General features: G+C 73.3%; 19 protein-coding genes. 9 read left to right on the top strand and 10 right to left on the bottom strand.

Annotated elements, in window-relative coordinates; translation table 11 throughout:
• Positions 1 to 43 precede the first annotated feature (43 nt).
• On the top strand, positions 44 to 2,572 hold the full coding sequence (gene pepN / locus HGAM_RS13450) for an aminopeptidase N (protein WP_019146025.1): 2,529 nt from the start codon (positions 44 to 46) through the stop codon (positions 2,570 to 2,572).
• A gap of 167 nt (positions 2,573 to 2,739) precedes the next feature.
• Positions 2,740 to 3,705, top strand: a complete 966-nt coding sequence (locus HGAM_RS13445) for a DUF559 domain-containing protein (RefSeq protein WP_019146024.1) — start codon at positions 2,740 to 2,742, stop codon at positions 3,703 to 3,705.
• A gap of 85 nt (positions 3,706 to 3,790) precedes the next feature.
• On the opposite strand, the gene HGAM_RS13440 is transcribed toward HGAM_RS13445, so the two are convergent.
• Entirely contained in the window at positions 3,791 to 4,066 is a 276-nt protein-coding gene (locus HGAM_RS13440; protein ID WP_019146023.1) for a hypothetical protein, read from the bottom strand.
• Positions 4,067 to 4,099: 33 nt separating this feature from the next.
• Here HGAM_RS13440 and HGAM_RS19380 point away from each other — a divergent pair, with 33 nt between their 5' ends.
• Both HGAM_RS19380 and HGAM_RS13430 read left to right on the top strand, forming a co-directional pair.
• A complete protein-coding gene (locus HGAM_RS19380; RefSeq protein WP_019146022.1) occupies positions 4,100 to 5,017 on the top strand; it encodes a mechanosensitive ion channel family protein in 918 nt (305 codons plus the stop codon).
• Positions 5,014 to 5,406 carry a globin gene (locus HGAM_RS13430; RefSeq protein WP_019146021.1) on the top strand — a complete coding sequence of 131 codons (393 nt, stop codon included), beginning with the start codon at positions 5,014 to 5,016 and terminating at the stop codon, positions 5,404 to 5,406. The genes HGAM_RS19380 and HGAM_RS13430 overlap by 4 nt, the downstream gene beginning before the upstream one ends.
• Position 5,407: 1 nt before the next feature.
• On the opposite strand, the gene HGAM_RS13425 is transcribed toward HGAM_RS13430, so the two are convergent.
• From HGAM_RS13425 to HGAM_RS13415, 3 genes are read right to left on the bottom strand one after another with little or no spacing between them, the layout of a single operon-like run.
• Positions 5,408 to 6,130, bottom strand: coding sequence for a hotdog family protein (locus HGAM_RS13425; RefSeq protein ID WP_019146020.1), 723 nt, complete (start codon positions 6,128 to 6,130; stop codon positions 5,408 to 5,410).
• Between the two features lie 22 nt (positions 6,131 to 6,152).
• Entirely contained in the window at positions 6,153 to 6,383 is a 231-nt protein-coding gene (locus HGAM_RS13420; RefSeq protein ID WP_019146019.1) for a biotin/lipoyl-binding carrier protein, read from the bottom strand.
• Positions 6,376 to 7,884 (bottom strand): acyl-CoA carboxylase subunit beta, encoded by a 1,509-nt coding sequence (locus tag HGAM_RS13415; protein ID WP_020692216.1) that lies wholly within the window; start codon positions 7,882 to 7,884, stop codon positions 6,376 to 6,378. Before HGAM_RS13415 ends, HGAM_RS13420 begins: the two co-directional genes overlap by 8 nt.
• 172 nt (positions 7,885 to 8,056) lie before the next feature.
• Between HGAM_RS13415 and fabG the strand changes: the two genes are divergently transcribed.
• The 3 genes from fabG to HGAM_RS13400 are packed head-to-tail and all read left to right on the top strand — an operon-like array spanning position 8,057 to position 10,485.
• A complete protein-coding gene (gene fabG / locus HGAM_RS13410; RefSeq protein WP_019146017.1) occupies positions 8,057 to 8,812 on the top strand; it encodes a 3-oxoacyl-ACP reductase FabG in 756 nt (251 codons plus the stop codon).
• Between the two features lies 1 nt (position 8,813).
• Positions 8,814 to 9,848 carry a phosphotransferase family protein gene (locus HGAM_RS13405; RefSeq protein WP_019146016.1) on the top strand — a complete coding sequence of 345 codons (1,035 nt, stop codon included), beginning with the start codon at positions 8,814 to 8,816 and terminating at the stop codon, positions 9,846 to 9,848.
• 13 nt (positions 9,849 to 9,861) lie between these two features.
• The gene (locus HGAM_RS13400; protein WP_019146015.1) at positions 9,862 to 10,485 is read left to right on the top strand and encodes a TetR/AcrR family transcriptional regulator; all 624 of its coding nucleotides are present in this window, start codon (positions 9,862 to 9,864) and stop codon (positions 10,483 to 10,485) included.
• A 1-nt stretch (position 10,486) separates the two neighbouring features.
• On the opposite strand, the gene HGAM_RS13395 is transcribed toward HGAM_RS13400, so the two are convergent.
• Positions 10,487 to 10,840 (bottom strand): DUF6281 family protein, encoded by a 354-nt coding sequence (locus tag HGAM_RS13395; RefSeq protein WP_019146014.1) that lies wholly within the window; start codon positions 10,838 to 10,840, stop codon positions 10,487 to 10,489.
• 68 nt (positions 10,841 to 10,908) lie between these two features.
• Here HGAM_RS13395 and HGAM_RS13390 point away from each other — a divergent pair, with 68 nt between their 5' ends.
• Entirely contained in the window at positions 10,909 to 11,529 is a 621-nt protein-coding gene (locus HGAM_RS13390) for a trimeric intracellular cation channel family protein (protein ID WP_019146013.1), read from the top strand.
• Positions 11,530 to 11,592: 63 nt separating this feature from the next.
• On the opposite strand, the gene acpS is transcribed toward HGAM_RS13390, so the two are convergent.
• From acpS to HGAM_RS13365, 5 genes are all read right to left on the bottom strand, one after another.
• The gene (gene acpS, locus HGAM_RS13385; RefSeq protein ID WP_019146012.1) at positions 11,593 to 11,985 is read right to left on the bottom strand and encodes a holo-ACP synthase AcpS; all 393 of its coding nucleotides are present in this window, start codon (positions 11,983 to 11,985) and stop codon (positions 11,593 to 11,595) included.
• Positions 11,982 to 21,023: a type I polyketide synthase gene (locus tag HGAM_RS19375; RefSeq protein WP_019146011.1), complete on the bottom strand. Its 9,042-nt coding sequence runs from the start codon at positions 21,021 to 21,023 to the stop codon at positions 11,982 to 11,984. The genes acpS and HGAM_RS19375 overlap by 4 nt, the downstream gene beginning before the upstream one ends.
• 201 nt (positions 21,024 to 21,224) lie before the next feature.
• A complete protein-coding gene (locus HGAM_RS13375) occupies positions 21,225 to 21,980 on the bottom strand; it encodes an SDR family oxidoreductase (RefSeq protein ID WP_019146010.1) in 756 nt (251 codons plus the stop codon).
• On the bottom strand, positions 21,977 to 23,200 hold the full coding sequence (locus HGAM_RS13370) for an acetyl-CoA C-acetyltransferase (protein WP_019146009.1): 1,224 nt from the start codon (positions 23,198 to 23,200) through the stop codon (positions 21,977 to 21,979). Before HGAM_RS13370 ends, HGAM_RS13375 begins: the two co-directional genes overlap by 4 nt.
• Before the next feature lie 25 nt (positions 23,201 to 23,225).
• Positions 23,226 to 24,371 carry an acyl-CoA dehydrogenase family protein gene (locus HGAM_RS13365; protein WP_019146008.1) on the bottom strand — a complete coding sequence of 382 codons (1,146 nt, stop codon included), beginning with the start codon at positions 24,369 to 24,371 and terminating at the stop codon, positions 23,226 to 23,228.
• A 100-nt stretch (positions 24,372 to 24,471) separates the two neighbouring features.
• Here HGAM_RS13365 and HGAM_RS19370 point away from each other — a divergent pair, with 100 nt between their 5' ends.
• Positions 24,472 to 25,047: a TetR/AcrR family transcriptional regulator gene (locus tag HGAM_RS19370; protein WP_019146007.1), complete on the top strand. Its 576-nt coding sequence runs from the start codon at positions 24,472 to 24,474 to the stop codon at positions 25,045 to 25,047.
• Positions 25,048 to 25,097: the final 50 nt, after the last annotated feature.

Here is a 25,097-nt window from a genome sequence, read left to right as displayed (position 1 = left end):
TCCGCTCTCGTGACGTGCCGCACGTCGTGACAGCATGGGCCGCATGCCAGGCACCAACCTCACGCGCGCCGAAGCCGTCGAGCGCGCCACCGTCGTCACGCCGTCCACCTACGAGGTGTGGCTGGACCTCTCCGTCGACTCCACCGAGCGCTTCGGGTCCACGACCGTCATCCGCTTCCAGGCGACCCCTGGGGCCTCCACCTTCGTCGACCTCGTCGACGGCGAGATCAGCTCGGCGACGCTGAACGGCGAGCCCGTCGACGTCTCCGCCTACGCCGACAGCCGGCTGCCGATCAGCGGCCTGCGCGAGCAGAACGAGCTGCGCATCGAGGGCACCTGCGCCTACTCGCGCTCGGGCGAGGGCCTGCACCGCTTCGTCGACCCGGTCGACGAGCGCGTGTACCTCTACACCCAGTTCGAGGTGCCGGACGCCCGCCGCGTCTTCGCCACCTTCGAGCAGCCCGACCTGAAGGCCGAGTTCACCTTCCACGTCACCGCGCCGGCGCACTGGGCGGTCGTGTCGAACTCGCCGACGCCGGCTCCGGAGGACACCGCGCCCGGCGTCGCGACCTGGCACTTCGCCCCGACCAAGCGCATGTCGACGTACATCACGGCGCTCGTCGCCGGCGAGTACGCCGAGGTCCGCGACGTCTACGTCGGCCAGCACGACGAGATCCCGCTCGGCATCTTCTGCCGCCAGTCGCTGCGCGAGCACCTGGACGCCGACGACATCTTCGAGATCACCAAGCAGGGCTTCGCCTTCTTCGAGGGCAAGTTCCAGATGGGCTACCCGTTCGGCAAGTACGACCAGCTCTTCGTGCCCGAGTACAACATGGGCGCGATGGAGAACGCGGGCTGCGTGACCTTCCGCGACGAGATGATCTTCCGCAGCCGCCAGACGGTCTCGGCCTACGAGTCGCGGGCCAACACGATCCTGCACGAGATGGCCCACATGTGGTTCGGCGACCTGGTGACCATGAAGTGGTGGGACGACCTGTGGCTGAACGAGTCGTTCGCCGAGTTCGCGGCCACGTACGCGCTGGTCAACGGCGACACCCGCTTCCCCGACGCCTGGACGACGTTCACCGCGGCGCGCAAGAACTGGGCCTACCGCCAGGACCAGCTGCCCTCGACGCACCCGATCGCGGCCGACAACTACGACCTGCACGCGGTCGAGGCCAACTTCGACGGCATCACCTACGCCAAGGGCGCCTCGTCGCTCAAGCAGCTCGTGGCCTGGGTCGGCGAGGACGACTTCTTCACCGGCCTGCGCGCGTACTTCGCCAAGCACGCCTACGGCAACACCACGCTCGAGGACCTGCTGGTCGAGCTCGAGGCCGCGTCCGGCCGTGAGCTGGGCTCGTGGGCCAAGGAGTGGCTGCAGACGTCCGGCGTCAACACGCTGCGCCCGAGCTTCGAGCTGGACGCCGACGGCGCCTACTCCTCGTTCGCGATCGAGCAGTCGGCGATCGAGGCGTTCCCGACCATCCGCCGCCACCGGATCGCCGTGGGCCTGTACGACGAGGTCGACGGCCGCCTGCAGCGCACCGAGCGGCTCGAGCTGGACGTCGAGGGCGAGCGCACCGAGGTGCCGCAGCTCGTCGGCCGTCCGCAGCCGGCGCTGCTGCTGCTCAACGACGACGACCTCACCTACGCCAAGATCCGCCTGGACGAGCGCTCCTCGGCCACGCTGATCGAGTCGATCGCCACGATCGCCGACCCGCTGGCCCGCGCGCTGTGCTGGGGCTCGGCCTGGGACATGACGCGCGACGGCGAGCTGTCGGCCGACGCGTTCGTGTCGCTCGTGCTGTCGGGCGTCGGGTCCGAGACCGACCTGACCGCGGTCGGCTCGCTGCTGCGCCAGGGCGGCACCGCCGTCCACCTGTACGCCCACCCGGACGCGCGTCCGGAGCTGGCCGCGCGCTGGGAGTCCGGCGTGCTCGCGCTCCTGCAGGCGGCCGAGCCGGGGGGCGACCACCAGCTGGCGCTGGCCCGGGCGTACGCCTCGGCGTCCAGCGACCCGCAGCAGGTGCGCTCGCTGCTCGACGGCGCGCTGCCGGGCCTGGCGGTCGACGCCGACCTGCGCTGGACGCTGACGATCGCGCTCGCCCGCCTCGGTGCGGCCGACGAGGCCGCGATCGCGGCCGAGCTCGAGGCCGACCCGACGATCTCGGGCCAGGAGCACGCCGCCGCGGCGCGCACCATCCGCCCGGACGCGCAGGCCAAGGCCGAGGCGTGGCGCCTGGTCACCCAGGACCCGTCGGTGCCGAACGAGACGCGACGCTCGATCGCCGGCGCCTTCCAGGTGCCCGGCCAGGCCGACGTCCTCGACCCGTTCGTCGACCAGTACCTGCAGATGGCCGAGACGATCATCGAGGAGCAGGGCGTCTGGATCGGGCAGGTCGCGCTGATCCACCTGTTCCCGCTGGCGAACCCGTCGGTCGAGACGCTGGAGAAGGTCGACGCCTGGCTGGCGGGCACGCAGGCCGGCGCGGCCTCGCGCCGCTACGTCCTGGAGGGTCGCGACGACCTGGCCCGGGCGCTGCACGCCCAGGGCGTCCTGTCCCGCTAGCCCCCCGACCTCGAGGTCACCTCCCCGCTGAGCGTGACGTTGTTGCGGCGACACACGGCGTGTCGCCTCCACAGCGTCACGCTCAGTGCGTTGTGGAGGACAGTCCCCGTCCACAGCGCCCGGACAGGGTCGAGCGCCCGTGCGCTCGACCGGCGCAGGGTCGAGGCATGGACGGACCGACGTCGTACCGCCGCGCGCTCGAGTCCGGTGCCACGGTCTGGGAGCTGAGGACGTCGTGGAGTCGTCCGTACCGCGGCATCGTCCGGCCCGGCTGGCTGGACGAGACGGGCGCTGCCACCCGCGTCCAGGACGCCGTCGCCCTGATGACAGGGTCGGACGTCCTGACCGGATGGGCCGCGGCCTTCGCCCACGGCGTGGCGCACGTGGACGGACTCGACCGGTCGCTACGCCCCTTGCCCGTCGTCGTGTGCTCTCCCGGCACGGGCCAGCACCGGGTACGTCCGGGGCTTCGCCCCACGCGACGCGCCCTCCACCAGCACGAGATCACGCGGGTGGGCTCCGTGCGGGTCACCACGTTGGCCCGAGCCGCCTACGACATGGCCCTGGACGCCCCGGACGAGCAGGAGGCGCTGGTCGCGATCGACTCCTGCATCTCGACCGTGCGCGGCGCCTCGCGGACCACTCGCGACCGCATCGAGCAGGTCGTCTCGCAGCACGTGAAGACCCGAGGCATCGTGCGCGCCCGCTCAGCACTCGCCCTCGCCTCGCCGCGGGCGGCCAGTCCCTGGGAGTCACGAACGCGTCACGTCGCGGTCCGGCAGGCGGGGATCCGCGACCTGCTGGTGAACGCACCGGTCTTCGACACCGTCGGAGCGCTGGCCGGCGTCGCAGACCTGCTCGTGCCGTCCCTGGGCCTCGTGATCGAGTCCGACGGCTCGGGGCATCGTGAGGAGCGGACCCACGCCGAGGACAACCACCGCGAGGAGAAGCTGGAGCGTCTGGGGCTGACGGTTGTGCGCGTGAGCGCCCTGGACCACCGCCGCTCGGCCGACCTGGCTGCTCGTCTGCGCACCGCGGCCGCGCACGCGCGGCACCGCGCCGCCGAGGCTCGCTGGACGCTCACGCCTCCGCCGTGGTGGGAGACGTGGGAGCCCGGTCGACGTTGGGGCTAGAACGCACTGAGCGTGACGCTGTTGAGGCTCGCGACGGCGTGTCGCCTCAACAACGTCACGCTCAGCGAGGAGGTGACGGGGCTCGTCAGTGGTGCTGGACGGGAGCCTTGTCGCCGGCGGGGACCAGCGCGGTCTCCGGCGCCGGCGGCACGTAGTTCTTGCGCGACAGCAGCGCGGCGAGCAGGCCGATGACGACGAACAGCGCGAGCGGGATGCCGATCAGCAGGATGAGCATGTCGAGCGTCGACTGCTCCGGCGCGTCCTCCCAGGTGGAGGGAGCGTCGGCCGCGGCGGGGCCGGCGGCGGCGACGAGCGAGACGACGACGGTGGCCAGGACGGCAGCGAGGCGCTTGGTGCTCATGGGCCCCATCGTAGCCGCCCGTAGAGTGGAGCCATGCCGTACCTCGACTTCGACCTGTCCCAGAAGGTGACCCTCGAGGACGTCGTCGCCGCTGGCCTGGGCGTGCTGCTCATCGTGGTCCTGGCCGTCGTGGCGCGCTGGCTGCTGAACCGCGCGATCGACCGCGTCGTGCACCGCGCGTCCAAGGGCGCGGTGCCCGGGGTCCTGCGCCACGGCAAGGCCGCCGGCCTGCTCAACGAGCTGCGACCGGGCGCGAACGCCCGCCGGGCGCAGCGCGCCGAGGCCATGGGGTCGCTGCTCAAGAGCATCGTCACCGGCGTCATCGGCGTCATCGCCACCCTCATGGTGCTCAGCAAGCTGGGCGTGAACATCGCGCCGCTGCTGGCCAGCGCGGGCATCGTCGGCGTCGCCGTCGGCTTCGGCGCCCAGACGCTCGTCAAGGACTTCCTCTCCGGCGTCTTCATGATCCTGGAGGACCAGTACGGCGTCGGCGACGTCATCGACCTGGGCGAGGCCAGCGGCACCGTCGAGGCCGTGGGCCTGCGGGTCACGCGGCTGCGCGACGTCAGCGGCACCGTCTGGTACGTCCGCAACGGCGAGGTGCTCCGCGTGGGCAACCTCAGCCAGAACTGGGCGCGCTCCGTCCTGGACATCACTGTCGGCTACGAGTCCGACCTCGACCACGTGCAGGCGATCCTCAAGCAGGTCGCGCACGAGGTCTACGAGGACCCGGCCTTCGCCGGCGACATCCTTGAGGAGCCCGAGGTGCCGGGCATCGAGCGCTTCGACAAGGACGGCCCGGTGCTGCGCGTGCTCGTGAAGACCGCGCCGCTGAAGCAGTGGGACGTCTCGCGCGCGCTGCGCGAGCGCATCAAGATCCGGTTCGACGCGGCCGGCATCCGCATCCCCGCGACCATCACGGCCCCCATGGCCACGGAGGGACAGCAGTGACCACCCCGAACGACGAGGTCAGCTTCTACGAGGCGATCGGCGGGCACGACACGATCAAGCAGATCGTGACGACCTTCTACGAGGGCGTCGCGGCCGACCCGCTGCTCAAGCCGATGTACCCCGAGGAGGACCTCGGCCCCGCCGCCGAGCGCTTCACGCTGTTCCTCACCCAGTACTGGGGCGGTCCCGGCACCTACTCCGAGACGCGCGGCCACCCGCGGCTGCGCATGCGGCACGCGCCGTACGCGGTGACGCCCGCGGCCCGCGACGCGTGGCTGAAGCACTTCCGTGAAGGGCTGGACAAGGCCGCCCTGCCTCCCGAGCTGGACGCGCAGTTCTGGGCGTACGTGCAGCACGCGGCGACCTTCATGGTCAACACGCACGAGTGAGCTAGCCGGCGGTCAGTGCCAGCAGGCGGGTGCGGACCTCGTCGTCCAGCCGGCGCGAGCGCTCGGCCTCGAGGTCGAAGCCGACCAGCGCCGCGCGGCAGCGCAGCACCACGCGTCCGTCGTGCACGAGCTCGGAGAGCACGGTGTACGAGGACGTACCGACGTGCCCGATCCAGGTGGCGGTGGTGACCTCGCCGGCCGTGGCCGGCAGGTCGTCGTGCAGCTCCAGGGCCATCGAGACGACGACCACGGAGCCCACGGTGTCGATGCCGGAGCGGTGGATGAACGCGATGCGGTTCTCCTGCGCCAGCTCCAGCAGCGCCGCGACGCCGAGCGTCCCGTCGCGTCCGCCGTCGACCTCACGCAGCCGGTACGACGTCCGCAGCGCCACGTCCGGGGCGGACGGCTCGACGGGCTCGCGCTCGCCGAACCGGGTCTCGACCCGGGCGTGCTCGTGGCGCGTGCCGTCGGCGTCGTCCATCGCCAGGTCCTGCACCAGGACGTCGCCGTCCACGGCGCTCGTGACGACGACCGGCCGGGTCGACAGGTGCATCGGCGCCCGGTAGGTCACCTCGACCGACGTCACGGTGCGCTCGGCGGGCAGGCGCCCCTCGGCGACGAGGCGCGCCTGCACCTCCTCCGCGATCACCGCGTACTTGACGTTGTTGACGTGGCGCAGGGAGTCGAGGTCCGACCAGCGCAGCGGGACGAGGTGCTCGGTCACCCGGGCATCCTGCCGCAGGTGCTCAGGCGTCGGTCGACGACCCCTCGATGACGACCACGACGTCGCCCTCCTGCACGATCTGGCCCTCGGCGACCGGCACGTGGCCGACGACGCCGGTTACCGGCGCGTGCACCGGGATCTCCATCTTCATCGACTCGAGCACGGCGAGCGTGTCACCGGCCGAGACGGCGTCGCCCTCGGCGACGAGCAGCTTCCAGACGTTGCCGACGATCTCGGCGCGCACCTCAGCCACGGTGGCCCGCCTCGTGGGTCAGCATGCGCAGCGTCTCGACCATCGTGGAGCGCGTCTCCTCGGGCAGGATGACGTCGTCGACGATGCCGGCCTCGGCGGCCAGGTACGGACGCGCGACGTTCTCGCGGTACTCGGCGGCCAGGCGGTCGCGCAGCTCGGCCGGGTCGTCGGAGGCCTGCAGCGCGCGGCGGTGCAGCAGCGCCACGGCGCCACCGGGGCCCATGACGGCGATCTCGGAGCTGGCCCAGGCCCAGGACGCGTCCGCGCCCAGCGAGCTGGCGCCCATCGCGATGTACGCGCCGCCGTACGCCTTGCGGACGACGACGGTCAGCACCGGCGACGTCGCCTCGGCGTACGCCTTGAGCATCTTGGCGCCGTGCGTGATGACGCCGCGGCGCTCCTCGACCGTGCCCGGCAGGAAGCCCGGGACGTCGACGAAGGTGACGACCGGCAGGCCGAAGCGCGAGCAGAACTCGACGAAGCGGGCGGCCTTGACCGCGCTGATCGCGTCGAGGATGCCGCCGCGGGCGGCGGGCTGGTTGGCCACGACGCCGACCGGGCGGCCGTCGAGGCGACCGAGCACGGTGAGCATGCTGCGCCCGTGGTCGGGCATGAGCTCGAGCCGGTCGCCCGCGTCGAGGACGCCGTCGAGCAGCTCGTGCATGTCGAACACGATGCTGGACTTCTCCGGCACCAGGTGCGGGAGCGCCTGCGCGGCGACCTCGTCGGCCGGGCGGGCGTCCTGGACGTTCTGGGCGCCGCCCTTGTGGCTGGGCAGGAACGACAGCAGGCGGCGCGCGGCGTCGAGCGCCTCGGCCTCGGAGTCGACGGCCAGGTGGGCCACGCCGCTCTCGATCGCGTGCATGTCGGCGCCGCCGATGGCCTCGGCCGTCGCGTCCTCACCGGTCGCGGCCCGGACGATCTCGGGGCCGGTCAGGAACATGTGTCCCTGCTCGCGCACCATGATCGTCCAGTCCGTGAGGGCCGGCGAGTAGGCCGCGGCGCCGGCGCACGGGCCGACGATGACCGAGATCTGCGGCACGACTTGCTGGGCCTCGACGTTGAGCTTGAAGATCCCGCCGCAGCCGTGGAGGGCGAAGATGCCGTCGTGGATGCGCGCTCCGCCGGAGTCGTTCACGTAGACGATCGGGTAGCCGCGCTCGATGGCCAGGCGCTGGGCCTTCATGACGCCCTCGGCCAGCACCGGGCCGATGGCCCCGGACGCGACCGCGGCGTCGTGGCTGGCCACGACGACCGGACGTCCCTCGACCAGGCCCCAGCCGGCGACGACGCCGGAGCCGGCACCGCCCGAGGAGCGCATCGGGGTCATCTCGACGAACGTGCCGGCGTCGAGCAGCATCTCGGCCCGCTCGCGGGCCGTGTGCTCGCGGCGGCCGCGCGGCTCGACGCGCACCGCACGCTCGGCGCGGCGCTGCAGGAGGACGTCACGCGGCCCGGCGGGGGCGGCGTCGTGGACGGTGGTCACGGCGTTCTGCGTCAACAGAGTCTCCAAAACATGAGGGTTCCCTCAACATAGCACGAACATGAGGAACCCCTCGGGTTTGGCCTGCGTGTCCTGCACCTCGTCGTGCGCTACCGTGACCTAAGCAAGCGCTTAGCGCAACGCGCAGGCCCGCACCGACCGCCGTCAGGCTCAGCACCACAGGAGAGACATGACCGAGTCCCGTACCGCCATCGTCACCGGAGCCGCACGCGGCATCGGCGCCGCCACCGCCCAGCGCCTGGCCGCCGACGGTCACGCCGTCGCCGTCCTCGACCTCGACGCCGCGGCCTGCGCCGGCACGGTCGAGGCCATCACGGCCGCCGGCGGACGCGCGATCGCCGTCGGGGCGGACGTGAGCGACGAGGCCTCGGTCGCCGCGGCCTTCGAGACCGTCGTCAGCGAGCTCGGCGCCCCGACCATCCTGGTCAACAACGCCGGCATCATCCGCGACAACCTGCTGTTCAAGATGAGCACCGCCGACTGGGACGCCGTCATGGGCGTGCACCTGCGCGGCGCCTTCCTCATGACCAAGGCCGCCCAGAAGCACATGACCGAGGCCGGCTTCGGCCGCATCGTCAACCTGTCCAGCACCAGCGCGCTGGGCAACCGCGGCCAGGCCAACTACTCTGCCGCGAAGGCAGGCATCCAGGGCTTCACCAAGACCCTGGCCATCGAGCTTGGCCGCTTCGGCATCACCGCCAACGCGATCGCCCCCGGCTTCATCCAGACCGACATGACCGCGGCGACCGCCGAGCGCGTGGGCGTCCCGTTCGACGACTTCATCGCGTTCTCGGCCAAGGAGATCCCGGTCCAGCGCGTCGGCCAGCCCGAGGACATCGCCCACACCGTGTCGTTCCTGACCAGCGAGGGTGCCGGCTTCGTCTCGGGCCAGGTCATCTACGTCGCCGGCGGCCCGAAGGACTGACGTGACCGACTCCCCCCAGGGCCTCGACCTCGACGCGCTCGCCGGCTGGCTCGACCGGGCCGTCCCCGGCCTCGTCGACGGGCCGCTCGAGGCGCGGCTCATCACCGGCGGCAAGTCGAACCTGACGTACGCCGTGCGCGGCGGCTCGGCCGACCTCGTCGTCCGCCGGCCCCCGCTCGGCCACGTGCTGGCCACGGCGCACGACATGGCCCGCGAGCACCGCGTCATGGCGGCGCTCGCGCCGACCGACGTGCCCGTGCCGCGCACGTACGGCCTGTGCGAGGACGTCGACGTGATCGGTGCGCCGTTCTACGTCATGCAGCGCGTCGACGGCACGCCGTACGCGCGGGCGTCCGACCTCGAGGCCCTGGGGGCCGAGCGCACCCGCGCCATCGCCGACCGCATGGTCGACACGCTGGCCACCCTGCACGCCGTCGACCCCGCGTCGGTCGGCCTGCAGGACTTCGGCCGGCCCGAGGGCTACCTCGAGCGCCAGGTGCGCCGCTGGACCAAGCAGCTGGACGCCTCGCGCAGCCGCGAGGTCGCCGGCATCGACGAGCTCGCCTCGCGGCTGGCCGCGTCGGTCCCGGCCGACCGGCCGGGCACGATCGTCCACGGCGACTACCGCCTCGACAACCTGCTCGTCGACGACACCGACGCCGTCACCGCGGTGCTCGACTGGGAGATGAGCACGCTCGGCGACCCGCTCACCGACCTCGCCGTTCTGCTGGCCTACCAGGAGCTCGCGTCCGCGGGAGGTGGCGCCGGGGCCGCGATGGTCACCGACGCCGCCCGCGCACCGGGGTTCCCCAGCAGCGACGAGGTCGTCCAGCGCTACGCCACGGCGTCCGGCCGCGACGTCGGCACGCTCGACTTCCACCTCGGCCTGGCCTACTTCAAGCTCGCCGTGATCCTGGAGGGCATCCACTTCCGGCACAGCCACGGTCAGACCCTCGGCAGCGGCTTCGACGGGATCGGCGACCTGATCGAGCCCCTCGTGGCGTACGGACTGGCGGCCCTGGGGCGTCCCGCCTAGTACGGTGGCGGCCATGACGGCCGAGATCCTCGAACCGCGGCGCCGCCCCACGCAGGAGCGCAGCCGGGTCAAGTTCGAGCAGCTGCTGCAGGTCTCCCGCCAGCTGCTGCTCGAGGTGGGGTTCGAGTCGTTCACCTGCGAGGAGGTCGCCAGCCGCGCCGGCCTGCCGATCGGCACGCTCTACCAGTTCTTCGCCAACAAGTACGTCATCGTCTGCGAGCTCGACCGCCAGGACGCCGTGCCGGTGAAGGAGGCGCTGGAGGAGTTCGCCGCCGAGATCCCGTCGCTGGACTGGCTGAAGTTCCTCAACCGGCTGCTCGACCACGTCGCCCAGCTGTGGGTGACCGACCCGTCGCGCCGCGCCGTCTGGCACGCCGTGCAGTCGACCCCGGCCACGCGGGCGACGGCCGCGCTGACCGAGCGCGAGCTGGCCGCCGAGGCGGCGCGCATCCTCGCTCCCCTGACCCCCCGCACGCCCCGCGCGCGGCGCAAGATCATGGCCGAGGTCATCATCCACGTGGCGTACTCGATGCTGAACTTCTCGATCCGCGACGGCCAGGAGCACACCGAGGCGGTCATCGAGCTCAAGCGGCTGCTGGCCGCGTACCTGCTCACCGCCGAGCAGGTCGACGCCTAGCTCAGTCGCGGCCCAGCATCCGCTGAACCGGGTCGGGCAGGTCCTCCGGCTCGACGCCGGGCGCCAGGTACAGCTCGTCGGTCACGCCCTTGCGCGCCACGACCTGGGCGGGGTCCGCGCCCTCGACCGACACGACCTGGACCTTCTCGTCCTTCGGGTCGTTCTCGGTGTCCTCGCAGGCCACGATCGCGCCCTCCCCCACCGGCTCGCCGGCGTCGACGTCCTGGGCGTTGTACCCCTCGTAGCGGACGCCGTCGAGCTCGATCTCGACCGCGCAGCCGCTGCGCGAGGCGGTCGAGCAGCCGCCGAGCAGCGTCGCCGCGAGGAGGATCGTCACCAGCGTCGTTCGTCCCATGCCTCCGAGTCTGCCGGACACGGACCGGCGTTTTCGTCCCGGGGCGTCCGGCACGGTAGACAACTCCCGTGAGCACCCTGCTGCTGACGCTGGACCTCGTCGGCGTCTTCGCCTTCGCCCTCAACGGCGCCCTGACCGCTCTGCGCGTCACCCGCCTGGACGTCGTCGGGGTCGTGACGCTCGGCATGCTGACGGCGCTGGGCGGCGGCATCCTGCGCGACGTGCTGATCGGCGCGCTGCCGCCGCTCACGTTCGACGACTGGCGCTACCTCGCCGTGGCCGCCGCGGGCAGCCTCGTGGCCTTCGCGTGGGGCGCCTCCCTGGAGCGGCTCAAGCGCTCGATCGAGGTGCTGGACGCGATGGGGCTGAGCCTGTTCGCGGTCACCGGCGCCCTGCGCGCGCTCGACCTGGGCATGGGCCCGGGCCAGGCGGTGCTGCTCGGTGCGCTGACCGCCGTCGGCGGCGGCACGCTGCGCGACGTCATGATCGGCCGCGTGCCCGTCGTGATGCGCAGCGAGCTGTACGCGATCCCGGCGCTGCTGGCCGCGTTCGTCGTGGTCGTGTGCGAGGAGGCCGGCCTGCACGGCGCGGCGCCCGCGGTGGGCGCGGCGGTGCTGTGCTTCGCGATCCGGCTCGCGGGCGTCCACTGGGACCTGCACGCGCCCAAGCCGCGCCGCCCCCAGGCGTAGGTCGCCCGCCCCTTCGACAGGCTCAGGGACCGGGAGGGGTCCTTCTCCCGAGCCTGTCGGGGGCTACGGCTGGGACAGCACCACGTACGCGGTGGCGTAGTCGCCGTCGTGGCTGAGCGAGACGTGCGCGTCGAGCCCCGCGAGGTGCTCGGCAGCCTCGCCGTGGAGCCGCAGCCGCGGCCGTCCCCAGGCGTCCTTGACCACCTCGACCAGGTGGTGGACGTGCTCGGACGCGACCGGCGGCGCCCCGAAGAGCGTCGCCGACCACGCCTTGACCAGCGCCTCCTTCGCCGCCCAGCGGGCGGCCAGGTGACGCGCAGGACCGTCGACCGCGTCCTGCGCGTCACGCCGCTCGCCGGCCGTGAACGCCTGCGCGAAGCGGGTGCCGGGGCGGCCCAGCTGCTCGGCGAAGCCGGGCACGTGCACCAGGTCCACCCCGACACCCACGACCGTCATCGGCAGGCCGGGCCCGCGTAGACGTCGTCGTCGCCCAGACGCGCGTCCGGATCGAGCAGCAGCTGCGCCTCGAGCGCCTTCGTGCCCGAGCCCGTGCCCAGCCGGCGTCCGTCGGGACGCTCGTAGAGCGACGCCTGGCCCAGCATCGCCTTGGCCAGGCGCATGCGTCCCTCGACCGCGCGGGCGTGCGCCCGGCGGCGGTAGGACGCACGATCCTCGTCGCTCAGCGACGACAGGAACGCCTGCGGGTGCGCCAGCGCGATGAGCCCGGCCACGTGGCCGAAGCCCAGGCTGGTGACGAGGCCGGCCTTGAGCGGCGCGGCCGCCTCCAGCGGCTCGCGCAGCCAGACCAGGTGCTCGTGCTCGTCCAGGTCGGGCATGACGCAGTCCAGGCTGCGGTTCGGGGGCACGACGCCGGACGCCAGCACCTGGCACAGGCCGATGGTCTGGAACGCCGCCGCACCGCCCTTCGCGTGACCGGTCAGCGTCTTCTGGCTGATCACGTAGAGCGGGTTGCCCTCGCTGCGCCCGATCGCCGCGGCCAGCCGCTCGTGCAGGTCGGACTCGTTGAGCTCGTTCACGCCCGTGGACGTGTCGTGCTTGGAGACGACCGCGACGTCGTCCGCCGTCAGGCCCACCTGCTTCAGCGCGCGGGCCAGCGGCGAGCGCTCACGGCCGAGACCGGCCGCCAGCGCGCCCAGGCCCGGGGCCGGGATCGACGTGTGGACGCCGTCGGCGAACGAGCCGGCGTACGCGACCACGGCCAGGACCGGCAGGCCCATCGCCGCGGCGACGTCGCCACGGGCCAGCAGGATCGTGCCGCCACCCTGGGACTCGACGAACCCGCCGTGACGACGGTCGTTGGCCCGCGAGAAGTAGCGCGCGTCCAGCCCCTTGGCCGCCATGGCCGCGGAGTCGGCCGTGGCGCTCATGTCGGCGAAGCCGACGATGCCCTCGACGCTCAGGTCGTCGAAGCCGCCGGCGACGACGACGTCCGCCTTGCCGACGCGGATCTTGTCCACGCCCTCCTCCAGCGACACCGCGGTGGTGGCGCAGGCGGCGACCGGGTGGATCATCGCGCCGTACGAGCCGACGTACGCCTGCACGACGTGCGCGGCGATGACGTTCGGCAGCGCCTCCTGCAGGATGTCGTTCTGCTTCGCCTCGCCCAGCAGGGTGTCGATGTAGAGCGACTGCATCGACTGCATGCCGCCCATGCCGGTGCCCTGCGTGTTGGCCACGCGCGAGGGGTGGACCCAGCGCATGAGCTCGGCCGGCGTGAAGCCGCTGCTCAGGAACGCGTCCACGGTGCAGACGAGGTTCCAGGCCGCGACCCGGTCGATCGACTCCACCATCTCGGCCGGCAGGCCCCACGCGGCCGGGTCGAACCCGGTCGGGACCTGGCCGCCGACGGTGCGGCTCAGCGACATCCGGCGCGGGACGCGCACCTGGGTGCCGGCCTGACGCGTGACGCTCCACTCGCCGTCCGCCGTGGGGGTCACGACGGTGCGGGCGGGGTCGGCCGCGGCCAGGGCACGCGCCTCGGCCTCGCTGGAGACGGTGAACGTCAGGTCCTGCTCGAGGTAGACGCTCGTCAGCAGCGGCGCGGTGTTGTCGACCATGGGGCCCTCGTCGACGTAGCGGCGGATGCCGCAGGCCTCGACGACGGTGTCGTGGTAGCGGTCGTAGATGTCCGCCTCGTCCAGCGGCTCGCCCGACGCGACGTCGTACCAGCCGCCCGGCGCCTCGTACCGGACCAGGCCGGTCGTCCACGCCAGCTCCAGGACGCCCGCGGCCGACAGCTCGTCGTGGACCTCCACCTCGAAGCGGGTGCGGGCCGAGCCGTACGGGCCGAGCTCGCCGGCACCCACGACGACCACGAGGTCCTCGGGGGCGGCGGGCACGTCGGCCCAGTCGATCTCGGTCGTCTCGGTGGCCAGCTGGGCCGGCGAGGGCGCCAGCGCGGTGATGGTCGCCTCGGTCTCGCGCTCGGCCGGGGCCGGACGCTCGAGGGCGGCGGCCAGCTCGGCCAGGTTCACGCCGGCGTCGGCGAGGCCGCCGGTGAAGTCGCCCTTCAGCGGCTCCTCGGCGGCCTGGCGACGGGCGTCGCCGGTGCACAGGCCCAGCAGCGCCTCGGCCATCTCCTCCGGCGCCCAGGTGCGGACGCCGGCGGCCTCGACGGCCTCGACCAGCGGGTCGTTGCCGCCCATGAGCCCGGTGCCGCGCACCCAGCCGATGACCGCGTGGGCCAGCGTGACGCGCTGCGACCAGCTCTTCTCGGCGTGCCACTTGTTCACGACGGCGTCGAGCGCGGCCTTGGCCTCGCCGTACGCGCCGTCGCCGCCGAACGTGCCCCGGTTGGGCGAGCCCGGCAGGACGACGTGCAGGCGCGAGGCCAGGTCGTGGTCGCGACCGCCGCTCAGGGCGCCCACGAGCCGCTCGACCGACCACAGCAGGATGCGCATCTCGACCTCGGCGCGGGAGCCGGCCTCAGTGAGGTCGCCCGCGACGCGTCCGGCCGCGAACGGCAGCAGCAGCGTCGGGGTGAGCGCGGGCTTGACCACCTCGGTGGCGCCGCGGACCGTGCGGGTCTGCTCGGACGTCAGCCAGGTCGCGAACGCGTCCACGTCGGCGAACGAGGCCATGTTGGCCGGCACGACCCACAGGACCGCGCCGCCGCGGGCATGGTCGCGGTACAGCTTCTTGTAGAACGCCAGCTTCGAGCCGTCGCCCGACGAGGTGGTCGCGACGACGGTCGCGCCGCCGGCCAGCAGGCGGCCGACCACCGACGCGGCGATCGAGCCCTTGCTGGCGCCGGTGACGACGGCCAGCTCGCCGGCCCACTCGCCGGGCGTGGTGTCGAGCGCCTGCTCGGCGGCCCGCTCGAAGGCGGGACGCAGGGCCGGGTCGACCCGGTCGGCCCACCAGCGGGCCTGGCGGGCGACGGCCTCGCCGGTGCCGGCGAACGTGCACGGCACGTCGTCGCCGGCGGCCAGGCGGGCCAGGTCCTCGCGGGCGGACGCCCAGCGGTCGTCCAGCACGAAGGCCTGCTGCGCGTCGAAGGCCGGCGCGACGAGGCGCGGCCAGTCGCTGCCCAGCTCGGCCTCGACCCGGGCGAGCACCAGCGCGTCGTCGGAGTCGTCGACGACCGGGGCCGGGGCGTCGGCCAGGCCGAGCTTGTCCAGCACCAGGCGCGCGGCCGAGGCCAGGACGCCCGTGGGGCCGGTGATCGTCTCGGTGAACTCGCCGAGCGCGGCCGCGTCGATCGTGGCGCCCGCTCCCCCGCCGGTCGCCGGCAGGTCGACGCTGACGCCCTGGCGGGCGGCGACGGACTGCACGGCGGCGTCGATCAGCGCGTCCACGTCGGCCGCGGTCGCCGGGGTGGCGGCACCGAAGTCGCCGCCGCGGACGCTCGCGCCCTCGCGGGTGGTCAGCGCCGTCTCGGCGACGACGTGCGACACCCAGCCGGGGCCGAGCTGCCAGACGTCCGTGACGCGCTCGGCGATCGCGGACTGCTTGCGGCCGGTCGGGCCGAGCACCTTCTTGAGGTGGTCGGCGAACGTCTCGGTGAGCACCGGGCCGAACGGCTTGTAGCCGCGGGCCAGGCCCTTCACCGTGGTGCCGAGCGCGGTCATGTCCGCGTCCGCGGCGCCGTCGATGGCGCCCAGGCCGAGCTCCCCGCCGAGATCGACGAGCAGCTGGTTGCGGCGCGACGAGACACCGTCGGTGAGCGCCTCGATCGAGTCGGCGGCACCGACCTGGTCCGGGCGGACCTTCGTCCACCACGAGATGAGGACGCGCGTGGCGTCGGCAGCGTCGAAGGTCAGGTCCGCGGGGCGCGGCCCACCGGACGACGCCGGAGCCGCGGCCGGGGCGCCCGCCGGGGCGGCCTCGGCGACGTCGGTCGCGGGCGCCGTCTCGACGACGTCCTCGACCTCGGCGGCCGGCTCCTCGTCGGTGGCGAACACGACGGCGGCGTCGCGCTCGACGTTGAGCACCTGGACGTCCGGGCCGATGCGGCCGGGCAGCTTGAGCGTCTGGCTGGCCAGGTTGGCGACCGTCGGCGAGCCGCCGACGCCGACCTCGACGAAGCGCTCGACGCCGGCGCCACCCTCGGACTCGGCGGCGAACAGCAGCGCCTGGGTCTCGATCCAGCGCACCGGGCTGGCGAACTGCCAGGCCAGCAGCTCGATGAGCAGGCGGCGGCACAGCGCGTGCGGGCGTGCGGCCCACGCGTCCCAGTCGGCCAGCACCTCGTCGAGCGGCTCGGACGGCACCAGGGCCGCGACCTCCTCGACGTAGGAGCGGTCGAGCGTGAACAGCCGCGGCACCAGGTTCGGCACGTAGCGGCCGACCAGCACGTCCGGGTCGACGTCGGCGGGCAGCAGCTCCTCCAGGCGGGCGCGGAAGTCCCGCACGCCGCCACGGAGCACGGTGGAGTGGAACGGCACGTCGACGCCGGGCACCAGGATGAACGCGGCCTTGCCGCCGAACTGCTTGCGGCGCTCGGCCACGTCGGCCTCGAGGGCCTCGAGCCCGGCGACGGTGCCGGCCACGGCGTACTGCGAGCCGGCCAGGTTGTAGTTGACGATCTGCAGGAACTGACCGGTGCGCTCGGCGACGCCCTCGACGTACGCGGTGACGTCGGCGTCGGTCAGGCCGATCTGCGACGGGCGGATCGCGGCCAGGCGGTAGTCGCTGCGGCCCTGCGCGTCGCGCGGGACGAGCGTGTGCATGACCGAGCCGCGCTGGAAGACGACCTCGACGACGGCCTCGAGCGGGATGACGCCGGAGACGGCGGCGAGCGCGTTGTACTCGCCGACCGAGTGGCCGGCCAGCAGCGCGCCCTCGACGAACGCCCCGGCCTCGCGCAGCTCGGCCATCTGGGCGGCGCCCAGCACGGCCATGGCGACCTGCGTGAACTGCGTCAGGTACAGGACGCCGTCCGGGTGCTTGTGCGTGACGCCGTCGGCGACGAGCACGGTCGGGTTGTCGCGCACGACGGTGAGGATCGAGAAGCCGAGCGCCTCCCGCGTGTGCGCGTCGGCGCGGTCCCAGATCTCGCGGGCGGCCCGCGAGCGCTGGTAGCCGGCCATGCCCATGCCCTGGTGCTGGATGCCCTGGCCCGGGAAGGCGTACGCGGTGCGCGGGGCGGCGACCTTGGCGGTGGCGGCCATGACGACCTCGCCGTCGACGCGGCACGTCACGTCCACGACCTCGGCGCCGGCGTCCAGGCCGGTGCGGTCGGCGCGCAGCTCGACCGTCGCGCCGAGGCGCAGCGGGCTCATGAAGCGGGTGGTCCAGCCGACGATGCGGCGGCCCTCGGCGGCCAGCGCCTGCTGCGCGGCGGCCGACAGCCACATGCCGTGGACGATCGGCTCGCCCAGGCCCGCGAGACGGGCCGCGGCGGTGCTGGTGTGGATGGGGTTGTGGTCGCCGGAGACCTGGGCGAACGCGCGCAGGTCCTCGGGCGCGGCGAACGACGTCTGGACGCGCGAGCGGCGCGGGGTGTCGTTCACCTCGCCCAGGGAGCCACCGGCACGGGCCGGGTCGGGCAGCGCGACGGCACCGACGCGGCCGCGGACGGCGAACCGCTCGCTCAGCGTGGCCAGCACGCCGTCGGCCGTGGCGACCTCGACGTCGACGGAGACGACACGGCCGTACTCGGTGTCCTGCACGCCGGCCAGGCGGGCGGCGACGGTGACGTCGGTGCGCGTGGTCGGCAGGGCGCCGGCCACGGCGACCTGGTGGTCCAGGTGCACGAGGTCGAGCATGCCCTCGACGACCGGGGTGCCGTCGGCGGTGCGGGCCTCGCCGAGGACGGCGAAGACGGCCGGCCACGACAGGCCCACGAGCACGTCGGGGACGGCGTGCGCGGGCACGGTGCCCTGGGTGGACGCGGCCGTGACGCCGGCGTGGTCGGCGACCAGGTCGGGCTCGAGCACCGAGCCCAGCACGGCGCGGCCGTCGGCGACGTCGGCGAGGCTGCCGCCGGCGGCGCCGGTGAGCAGGCCGCGCATGGCGGTGGCCGCGTCGGCGGTGCCGACGACCGGGGCCGAGCCGAGCGCGACGGTGGCGTCGGCGTGGATCGGGATGGTGACGCGACGGCCACCGCCCAGCGGGACGTCCAGGGTCGCGACGTCGCCGTCGGCGGTCAGGACGGCGCCCGTCTCGGCGTGCTCGGCGCGGGTGGCGTCGACGACGACCCAGGCCTCGCCGAGGCGGTGCACGGGGTTGCGGACGGTGCGACCGGCCCAGACGACGTCCTGCGCGGCGAGCACGAGCGACAGCGCGCCCTCGGAGCCGGAGTTGACCCGGCGCCGGCCCGGCACGCGCTGCGGCGCGGCGCCGGCGGCGAGCAGGGAGTCGACGGCGGCGGCCTCGAAGCGGCCGAGCAGCTCGGCGACCGGCTCGTCGACGCGGGTGATGCCGGCGACGGCGACCGGGCCGGGGATGATGCAGACCTGGTCGGCGGTGAAGCGCGGGTCGTGCGCCTGCCACAGCGAGTCCGAGCGCCACCAGCGGCGCACGTCGGCGTCCAGCACCGGCACGAACGGCACCGGCTTGCCCGGACGGCGGCAGACCTCGACGAAGAACGGCACGTCGGCCGGGTGCAGCACGACGGCGGCGGCGGCCGGGTGGGCCGCGGTCAGCGTGGCCAGGGCGGCGCGGCCGTCCTGCACCTCGGCGGCGGTGGCGAACAGCGTCGGCACCTCGCCGTGGTCGGCCTCGTGCAGACGGGCCTCGGCGCGCTGCAGCATCGCGTGGAAGCGGTCGCGCAGGCTGACGTCCAGCCAGTCGTCCGAGGCGTCCGCGCTGAGCTCGAGGTAGCGGCCCAGCCAGGCGGCGTACGTCATCGCGTCGACGTCGCCGAAGTACGGCTTGGCGGTGCCGTCGAGCGCGGCGACGATCTCGGCGCGGCGCGCGGCCACGGCGTCCGCGTCGCCGGCGACCTCGTCCAGCAGGCGGCCGCAGCGCGAGGCGGTGTTGTCGATCTCGTGGATGTCGGCGCCGAGCTGGCTGCGGCCCGAGGCCACGCCGCCGGAGGCCTGGCCCGCACCGATCCAGTCCGGGGTGCCGGGCGCCTCGACGAGGGCGCGCTTCACGTCCGGGCTGGTGGTCGCCTCGAGCGTGGCCATGGCCGCGGTGCCGACCAGGACGCCGTCGAGCGGCATCGCCGGGAAGCCGTGCCTGCGCGACCAGGTACCGGTGAGGTAGTCGGCCGCCGCCTCGGGCGTGCCGATGCCACCGCCGACGCAGACCACGACGTTGTCGCAGGCGCGCAGGTCGGCGTACGTGGTGAGCAGCAGCTCGTCCAGGTCCTCCCACGAGTGGTGACCGCCGGCCTTGCCGCCCTCGACGTGGACGATGACCGGGGTCGGCGCGACCTGCTTGGCGATGGCGACGACCTGGCGGATCTGGGCGACGGTGCCGGGCTTGAACGCGACGTGCGACAGGCCCGACTCGCGCAGCTCGGCGACGATGGCGTCGGCCTCGTCGAGCTCGGGCACGCCGGCGCTGATCACGATGCCGTCCAGCGCGGAGCCCGCGGCCCGGGCGCGCTGGACGAGGCGCTTGCCGCCCACGTGCAGCTTCCACAGGTAGGGGTCCAGGAACATCGAGTTGAACTGGAACGTCGCACCCGGCTCGAGCAGGCGGCCCAGCTCGGCCATGCGGGCGGCGAAGATCTCCTCGGTCACCTGGCCGCCGCCGGCGAGCTCGGCCCAGTAGCCGGCGTTCGCGGCCGCGGCGACGATCGGGGCGTCGACCGTCGTGGGGGTCATGCCGGCCAGCAGCACCGGGGACTTGCCGGTGAGCCGGCTGAAGCGGGTCTCGGCGTAGCTGCGGCCGTCGGGCAGCGACACCACCGTCGGGGCGTAGGAGTCCCAGGCGGGCGCGACCTTGCGGGCGGCACCGGGCGAGACGAGCTCGCGGTGGCCGGCGCGGGTCGCGGGGGCGACCAGGCCGACGCCCAGGCCGCGGACCTCGCGGGACGACAGCCGGGTGGCCAGGTCGGCCGGGCCGACGTCGACCAGCCAACGGGCGCCGGACGCGACCAGTCCGTCGAGCTCGTCGACCCAGTCCATGCCGTCGACCAGAGCGGTGCGGACGCGCGCCGCGGCGGCGTCGCCGTCCAGGCCGCAGGCGGCGGCCCACTGGGCGACGAGCGCCGTGGCGTCCTCGAGCTCGGGGTGGTGGAACGCGACGCGCGCGTCGACCGGCTCCCGCACCGGCGCGAACGGCGCGCCGCCGGTGCGCTTCTTCTCGCGGGCGGTCTTGTCGGCGGCGGCGACCTCGTCGCAGCGCTGCTCGAACGCGCGGAGGGACGCCTCCGGCCCGCAGACGACGACCGACCGGCGTCCGTTGCGCAGCCGCACCGCCAGGCGCAGGCTCTCGGGCAGGGAGGCGACGACCTCGCGGACGCGCTCGGGGGTGGTCTGCGAGACCGACAGCATCGTGCGACCGAGCAGGCCCTTGCGGCGTCCGACGACCTCGATCGCGGCGCCCGCCAGGATCGCCACGGCCAGGACCTCGGCCTCGTCGGCACCGTCGAGCACGGGAGCGGCGAGACGGCCCTGCGAGTGGGCGGCGACGCCGGCCGGGGCGTGGGCACGCACGTCCAGGCCCTGGCGGGCCAGGGCGCGCAGGCCGGCGAGCTGCGTCAGGGCGATGCCGGGCACGGACACCGCGGGGGTGGCTAGCGCGTCGGCGGACGGGATCGCCGGCGCCTCGTCGTCCTCGGCCGAGTGGGCCGCGGCCAGGACGTCGGCCCAGGCCAGCGGCTCGAAGGTGCGTCCGGTGCGGGTGAGGTCGGCGGCGACCGGCGCGAGCAGCTCGCGGGCCTGCGACAGGACCGCGTCCAGCTCGGCCGTCAGCGCGAAGTCGCCCAGCAGGTCCGCGAGCGGACGCAGCCAGTCGGTTCCCTGTCCACCGAGCACGAGGGCGTACGGCTCGCCGCCGACGAGGCGGTCGACGAGGGACGCGCGGTGGGGCGTGCTGGTGGTGCTGGCGGACAGGGGCGTGTCGAAGATCGTCACGGGGTGAGGGCCTCTCGCAGGGGTCGGTCTCCCCATCATGACAAGAACATGAGGGATTCCTCAACTTTATCCCGAGGGTTTCCTCATGTTTTCTGCCTCACCCTGCTCTCGCTCCGCCGCGATGTGTGAAGAAATGGACCACCTCCACGCGGGAGATGGTCCATTTCTTCACACATCACGGCAGCGCCGCGGCCGGGCGTCCTAGACGGAGCCGCCGGTCAGGGTCAGGCCGCCGTCGACGACGATCGTCTGCCCGGTCACCCAGGCCGCGTCCTGCGACAGCAGGAACGCCACGACCGCGGCGATGTCCTCCGGCTCGCCGAGCCGCTTGAGCGGGTACTCGGCGGCGACCTCGGCCTCGCGCCCCTCGTACAGCGCGTTCGCGAACTTGGTCTTCACGACCGCGGGCGCCACCGCGTTCACGCGCACCGACGGGCCCAGCTCGACGGCCAGCTCCTCGGTGAGGTGGATGAGCGCGGACTTCGAGGCGCCGTACATGCCGATGTTCGGCGCCGGCTTGAGCCCGGCGATGGACGCGACGTTGACGATCGCGCCGCCGTGCTCGGCCAGGGAGGCGGCGTAGGCCTTCTGCGCCCACGACAGGGCGCTGACGACGTTGACCTTGAAGATCTTCTCGACCGCGGCCAGGTCGACCTCGATCGCGCGGCCGTAGACCGGGTTGATGCCGGTGTTGTTGACCAGCAGGTCCAGGCGGCCGAAGCGCTCGAGCGTCGCGGCGATCGCCTCGTCCTGGTGCGACGGGTCGTCGGCGCTGCCGGCGACGTAGATGGCCCGTCCGTCACCGAGGACGTCGGCCGCCTCGGCGAGCGCGGCCTCCTTCCGGGCGGTGATGCAGACCTGCGCGCCCTCGTCGACGAGCCGCTGGGCGATGCCCAGGCCGATGCCGCGGCTGGCGCCGGTGACGATCGCGACCTGGCCGGAGAAGCGGCCGGTCACGACAGCCGCTCCAGCACCATCGCCATGCCCATGCCGCCGCCGACGCACATCGACTCCACGCCGATCTGCTTGTCGTGCCACTGCAGGGAGTTGATGAGCGTGCTGGTGATGCGCGCGCCGGTCATGCCGAACGGGTGACCGACGGCGATGCCGCCGCCGTTGACGTTGAGCTTGTCGACGTCGATGCCGAGCTGCTGGGCCGAGCCGAGCGCCTGGACGGCGAACGCCTCGTTGATCTCGAACAGGTCGACGTCGTCCAGGCCCATGCCGGCCTGCTTGAGCGCACCGCGGATGGCGTCGACGGGGCCGAGGCCCATGATCTCCGGCGACAGGCCGGTGACCGACGTCGAGACGATGCGCGCCAGCGGGGTGAGCCCCAGCTCGGCGGCCCGGGTGTCGCTCATGATCACGAGCGCCGCGGCGCCGTCGTTGAGCGGGCAGGCGTTGCCGGCGGTCACGGTGCCGTCGGGACGGAAGACCGGCTTGAGCTGCGACACGGCCTCGTAGGTGACGCCGGCGCGCGGGCCGTCGTCGGCGCTGACCACGGTGCCGTCGGGCAGGGTGACCGGCGTGATGTCCGTGGCCCAGAAGCCGTTGGCGATCGCCTGCTCGGCCAGGTTCTGGCTGCGGACGGCGAAGCGGTCCTGCTCCTCGCGGCTCATGCCGAGCACCTGCTGGACGTTCTCGGCGGTCTGGCCCATCGCGATGTAGACGTCGGGGATCTTGTCGTCCTCGCGCGGGTCGTGCCAGGTCATGCCGCCGCGGCTGAAGTCGTCCGTGCGCTGGACGGCCTCGGCGAACAGCGGGTTGAGCAGGTCCTGGCCCGGGATCGAGTCGCTGTTGCCCTTGGTGAAGCGGCTGACCGTCTCGACGCCGGCCGAGATGTAGGCGTCGCCCTCGCCGGCCTTGATCGCGTGGAACGCCATGCGGGTCGTCTGCAGCGACGACGAGCAGTAGCGCGTCACGGTCGTGCCGGGGAGGTGGTCGTAGCCGGCCAGCACCGCGACGTTGCGGCCCATGTTGAAGCCCTGCTCGCCGCCGGGAAGGCCGCAGCCGAGCATGAGGTCGGTGATCTCCCTCGGGTCGAGCTCGGGCACCTTGTCCAGGGCCGCGCGGACCATCTGGACGGTCAGGTCGTCCGGACGCACGTCCTTGAGCGAACCCTTGAACGCGCGGCCGATCGGCGACCGCGCCGTGCTCACGATGACTGCCTCGGGCATGAGGCTCCCCTCTCGGTTGGTGGACTCAGAGGCCGAGGTCGCGGCCGATGAGCTCCTTCATGATCTCGTTCGAGCCGGCCCAGATGCGGCTCACGCGGGCGTCGCGCCAGGCGCGGGCGGCGCGGTACTCGTTCATGAAGCCGTAGCCGCCGTGCAGCTGGACGCAGTCGTCGAGCACCTCGTTCTGGACCTCCGAGGACCAGTACTTGGCCTTGGCGGCGTCGATGGCGGTCAGCTCGCCCTTGCTGTGCGCGAGCACCGCGGCGTCGACGAACGCCTCCGCGGCCTCGATCTTGGTCACCAGGTGGGCGAGCAGGAACTTGTTGTGCTGGAAGGAGCCGATCGGCTGCTTGAACGCGTGCCGGTCCTTCGCGTACTGGATGGTCTCGACCAGGATCTGCTTGGCGTGCGCGATGTTGGAGACCGCGCAGGTCAGCCGCTCCTGCGGCAGGCGCTCCATCATGTAGATGAAGCCGCGGTCGACCTCGCCGATGACCCGGTCGTCGCCCAGCCGGACGTCCTCGAAGAACAGCTCGGCGGTGTCGGACTCGGGCTGGCCGACCTTGTCGAGCTTGCGGCCGCGGCTGAAGCCGGGGTCGGTCGCCTCGATGCCGAACAGCGTGATGCCCTTGGCGCCCTTCTCGGGCGACGTGCGCACCGCGGTGACGATGAGGTCGCCGCTGAAGCCGTTGGTGATGAAGGTCTTGGAGCCGTTGATGACCCACTCGTCGCCGTCGCGGACGGCGGTGGTGCGCAGCGCGGCCAGGTCGGAGCCGCCGCCGGGCTCGGTCATGCCGATCGCGGCCAGGATCTCGCCGGACGCCATGCCGGGCAGCCAGCGCTCCTTCTGCTCGGGCGTGCCCAGGTCGACGATGTAGGGCGCCACGATGTCGGAGTGGATGCCGACGCACGAGGCGAGCGCGGCGCTGACCTTGCTCAGCTCCTCGGCGAAGACCGCGTTGAACCGGAAGTCGCCGGCCTCGGACCCGCCGACCTCGTCGGGGATCTCCAGGCCCAGCAGGCCCTGCTCGCCGGCCGCGCGCCAGAAGTCACGGCTGATCGCCTTGTCCTGGATGTACTGCTCGAGGTTCGGCTCGACCTGCTTGGCCAGGAACGTGGCGCAGGTGTCGCGGAAGGACTCGTGGTCGGCGTCGAAGATGGTTCGCTGCATGGTCTTCCTCGTGGCTCGGCGGTGCGGCGCTCCAGGTTGCTAAGCGCTTGCTTAGCGTGCCAGACGTGCGCCATGCTGTCTACCGACCGAGGAGGGCTCCATGACGACCACCGCCCGCGAGCGGCTGATGAGCGCCGCCGTCGACGCCTTTGCCGAGAAGGGGTTCGCGGCGACGACGACGCGCGACATCGCGTCGCGCGCCGGCATGAGCCCGGCGGCGGTCTACGTCCACCACGACTCCAAGGAGAGCCTCTTCTTCCAGGTGAGCCTGTCCGGCCACCGGGAGACGCTCGAGTTGGTCGAGAAGTCGGCCGCCCGCACCGACGAGCCGGTCGAGCGGCTGCGCGGGCTGATCTACGACTTCAGCCTCTGGCACGCGCGCAACAGCCGGGTCGGGCGGATCGTCCAGTACGAGTTCAACGCCTTGACCCCCGAGCACCGCACCGAGATCGGCGACTACCGGCGGCGGATCGAGCGGGTCGTCCGCGACGTCCTGGCCGACGGCGTGGCCGTGGGCGCGTTCGACGTGGACGACCTGGGCGGCACGGCCCGGGCGCTGCTGTCGCTGGGCGTCGACCTCGTGCGCTGGTACTCCCCCGAGGCCGGCTCGCGGACGCCCGAGGCGATGGCGACCCTGCACGCGTCCCTGGCCGTCCGCATGGTCCACAAGGGCTGAGCCCCGTCCCACGACGACGAGCGCCCGGCCCCACCGAGGTGGGACCGGGC

It is taken from the genome of Aeromicrobium massiliense JC14, from assembly GCF_000312105.1.
GTDB classification, from domain to species: Bacteria; Actinomycetota; Actinomycetes; order Propionibacteriales; family Nocardioidaceae; genus Aeromicrobium; species Aeromicrobium massiliense.
This window is presented reverse-complemented; position numbering and strand designations above follow the sequence as displayed.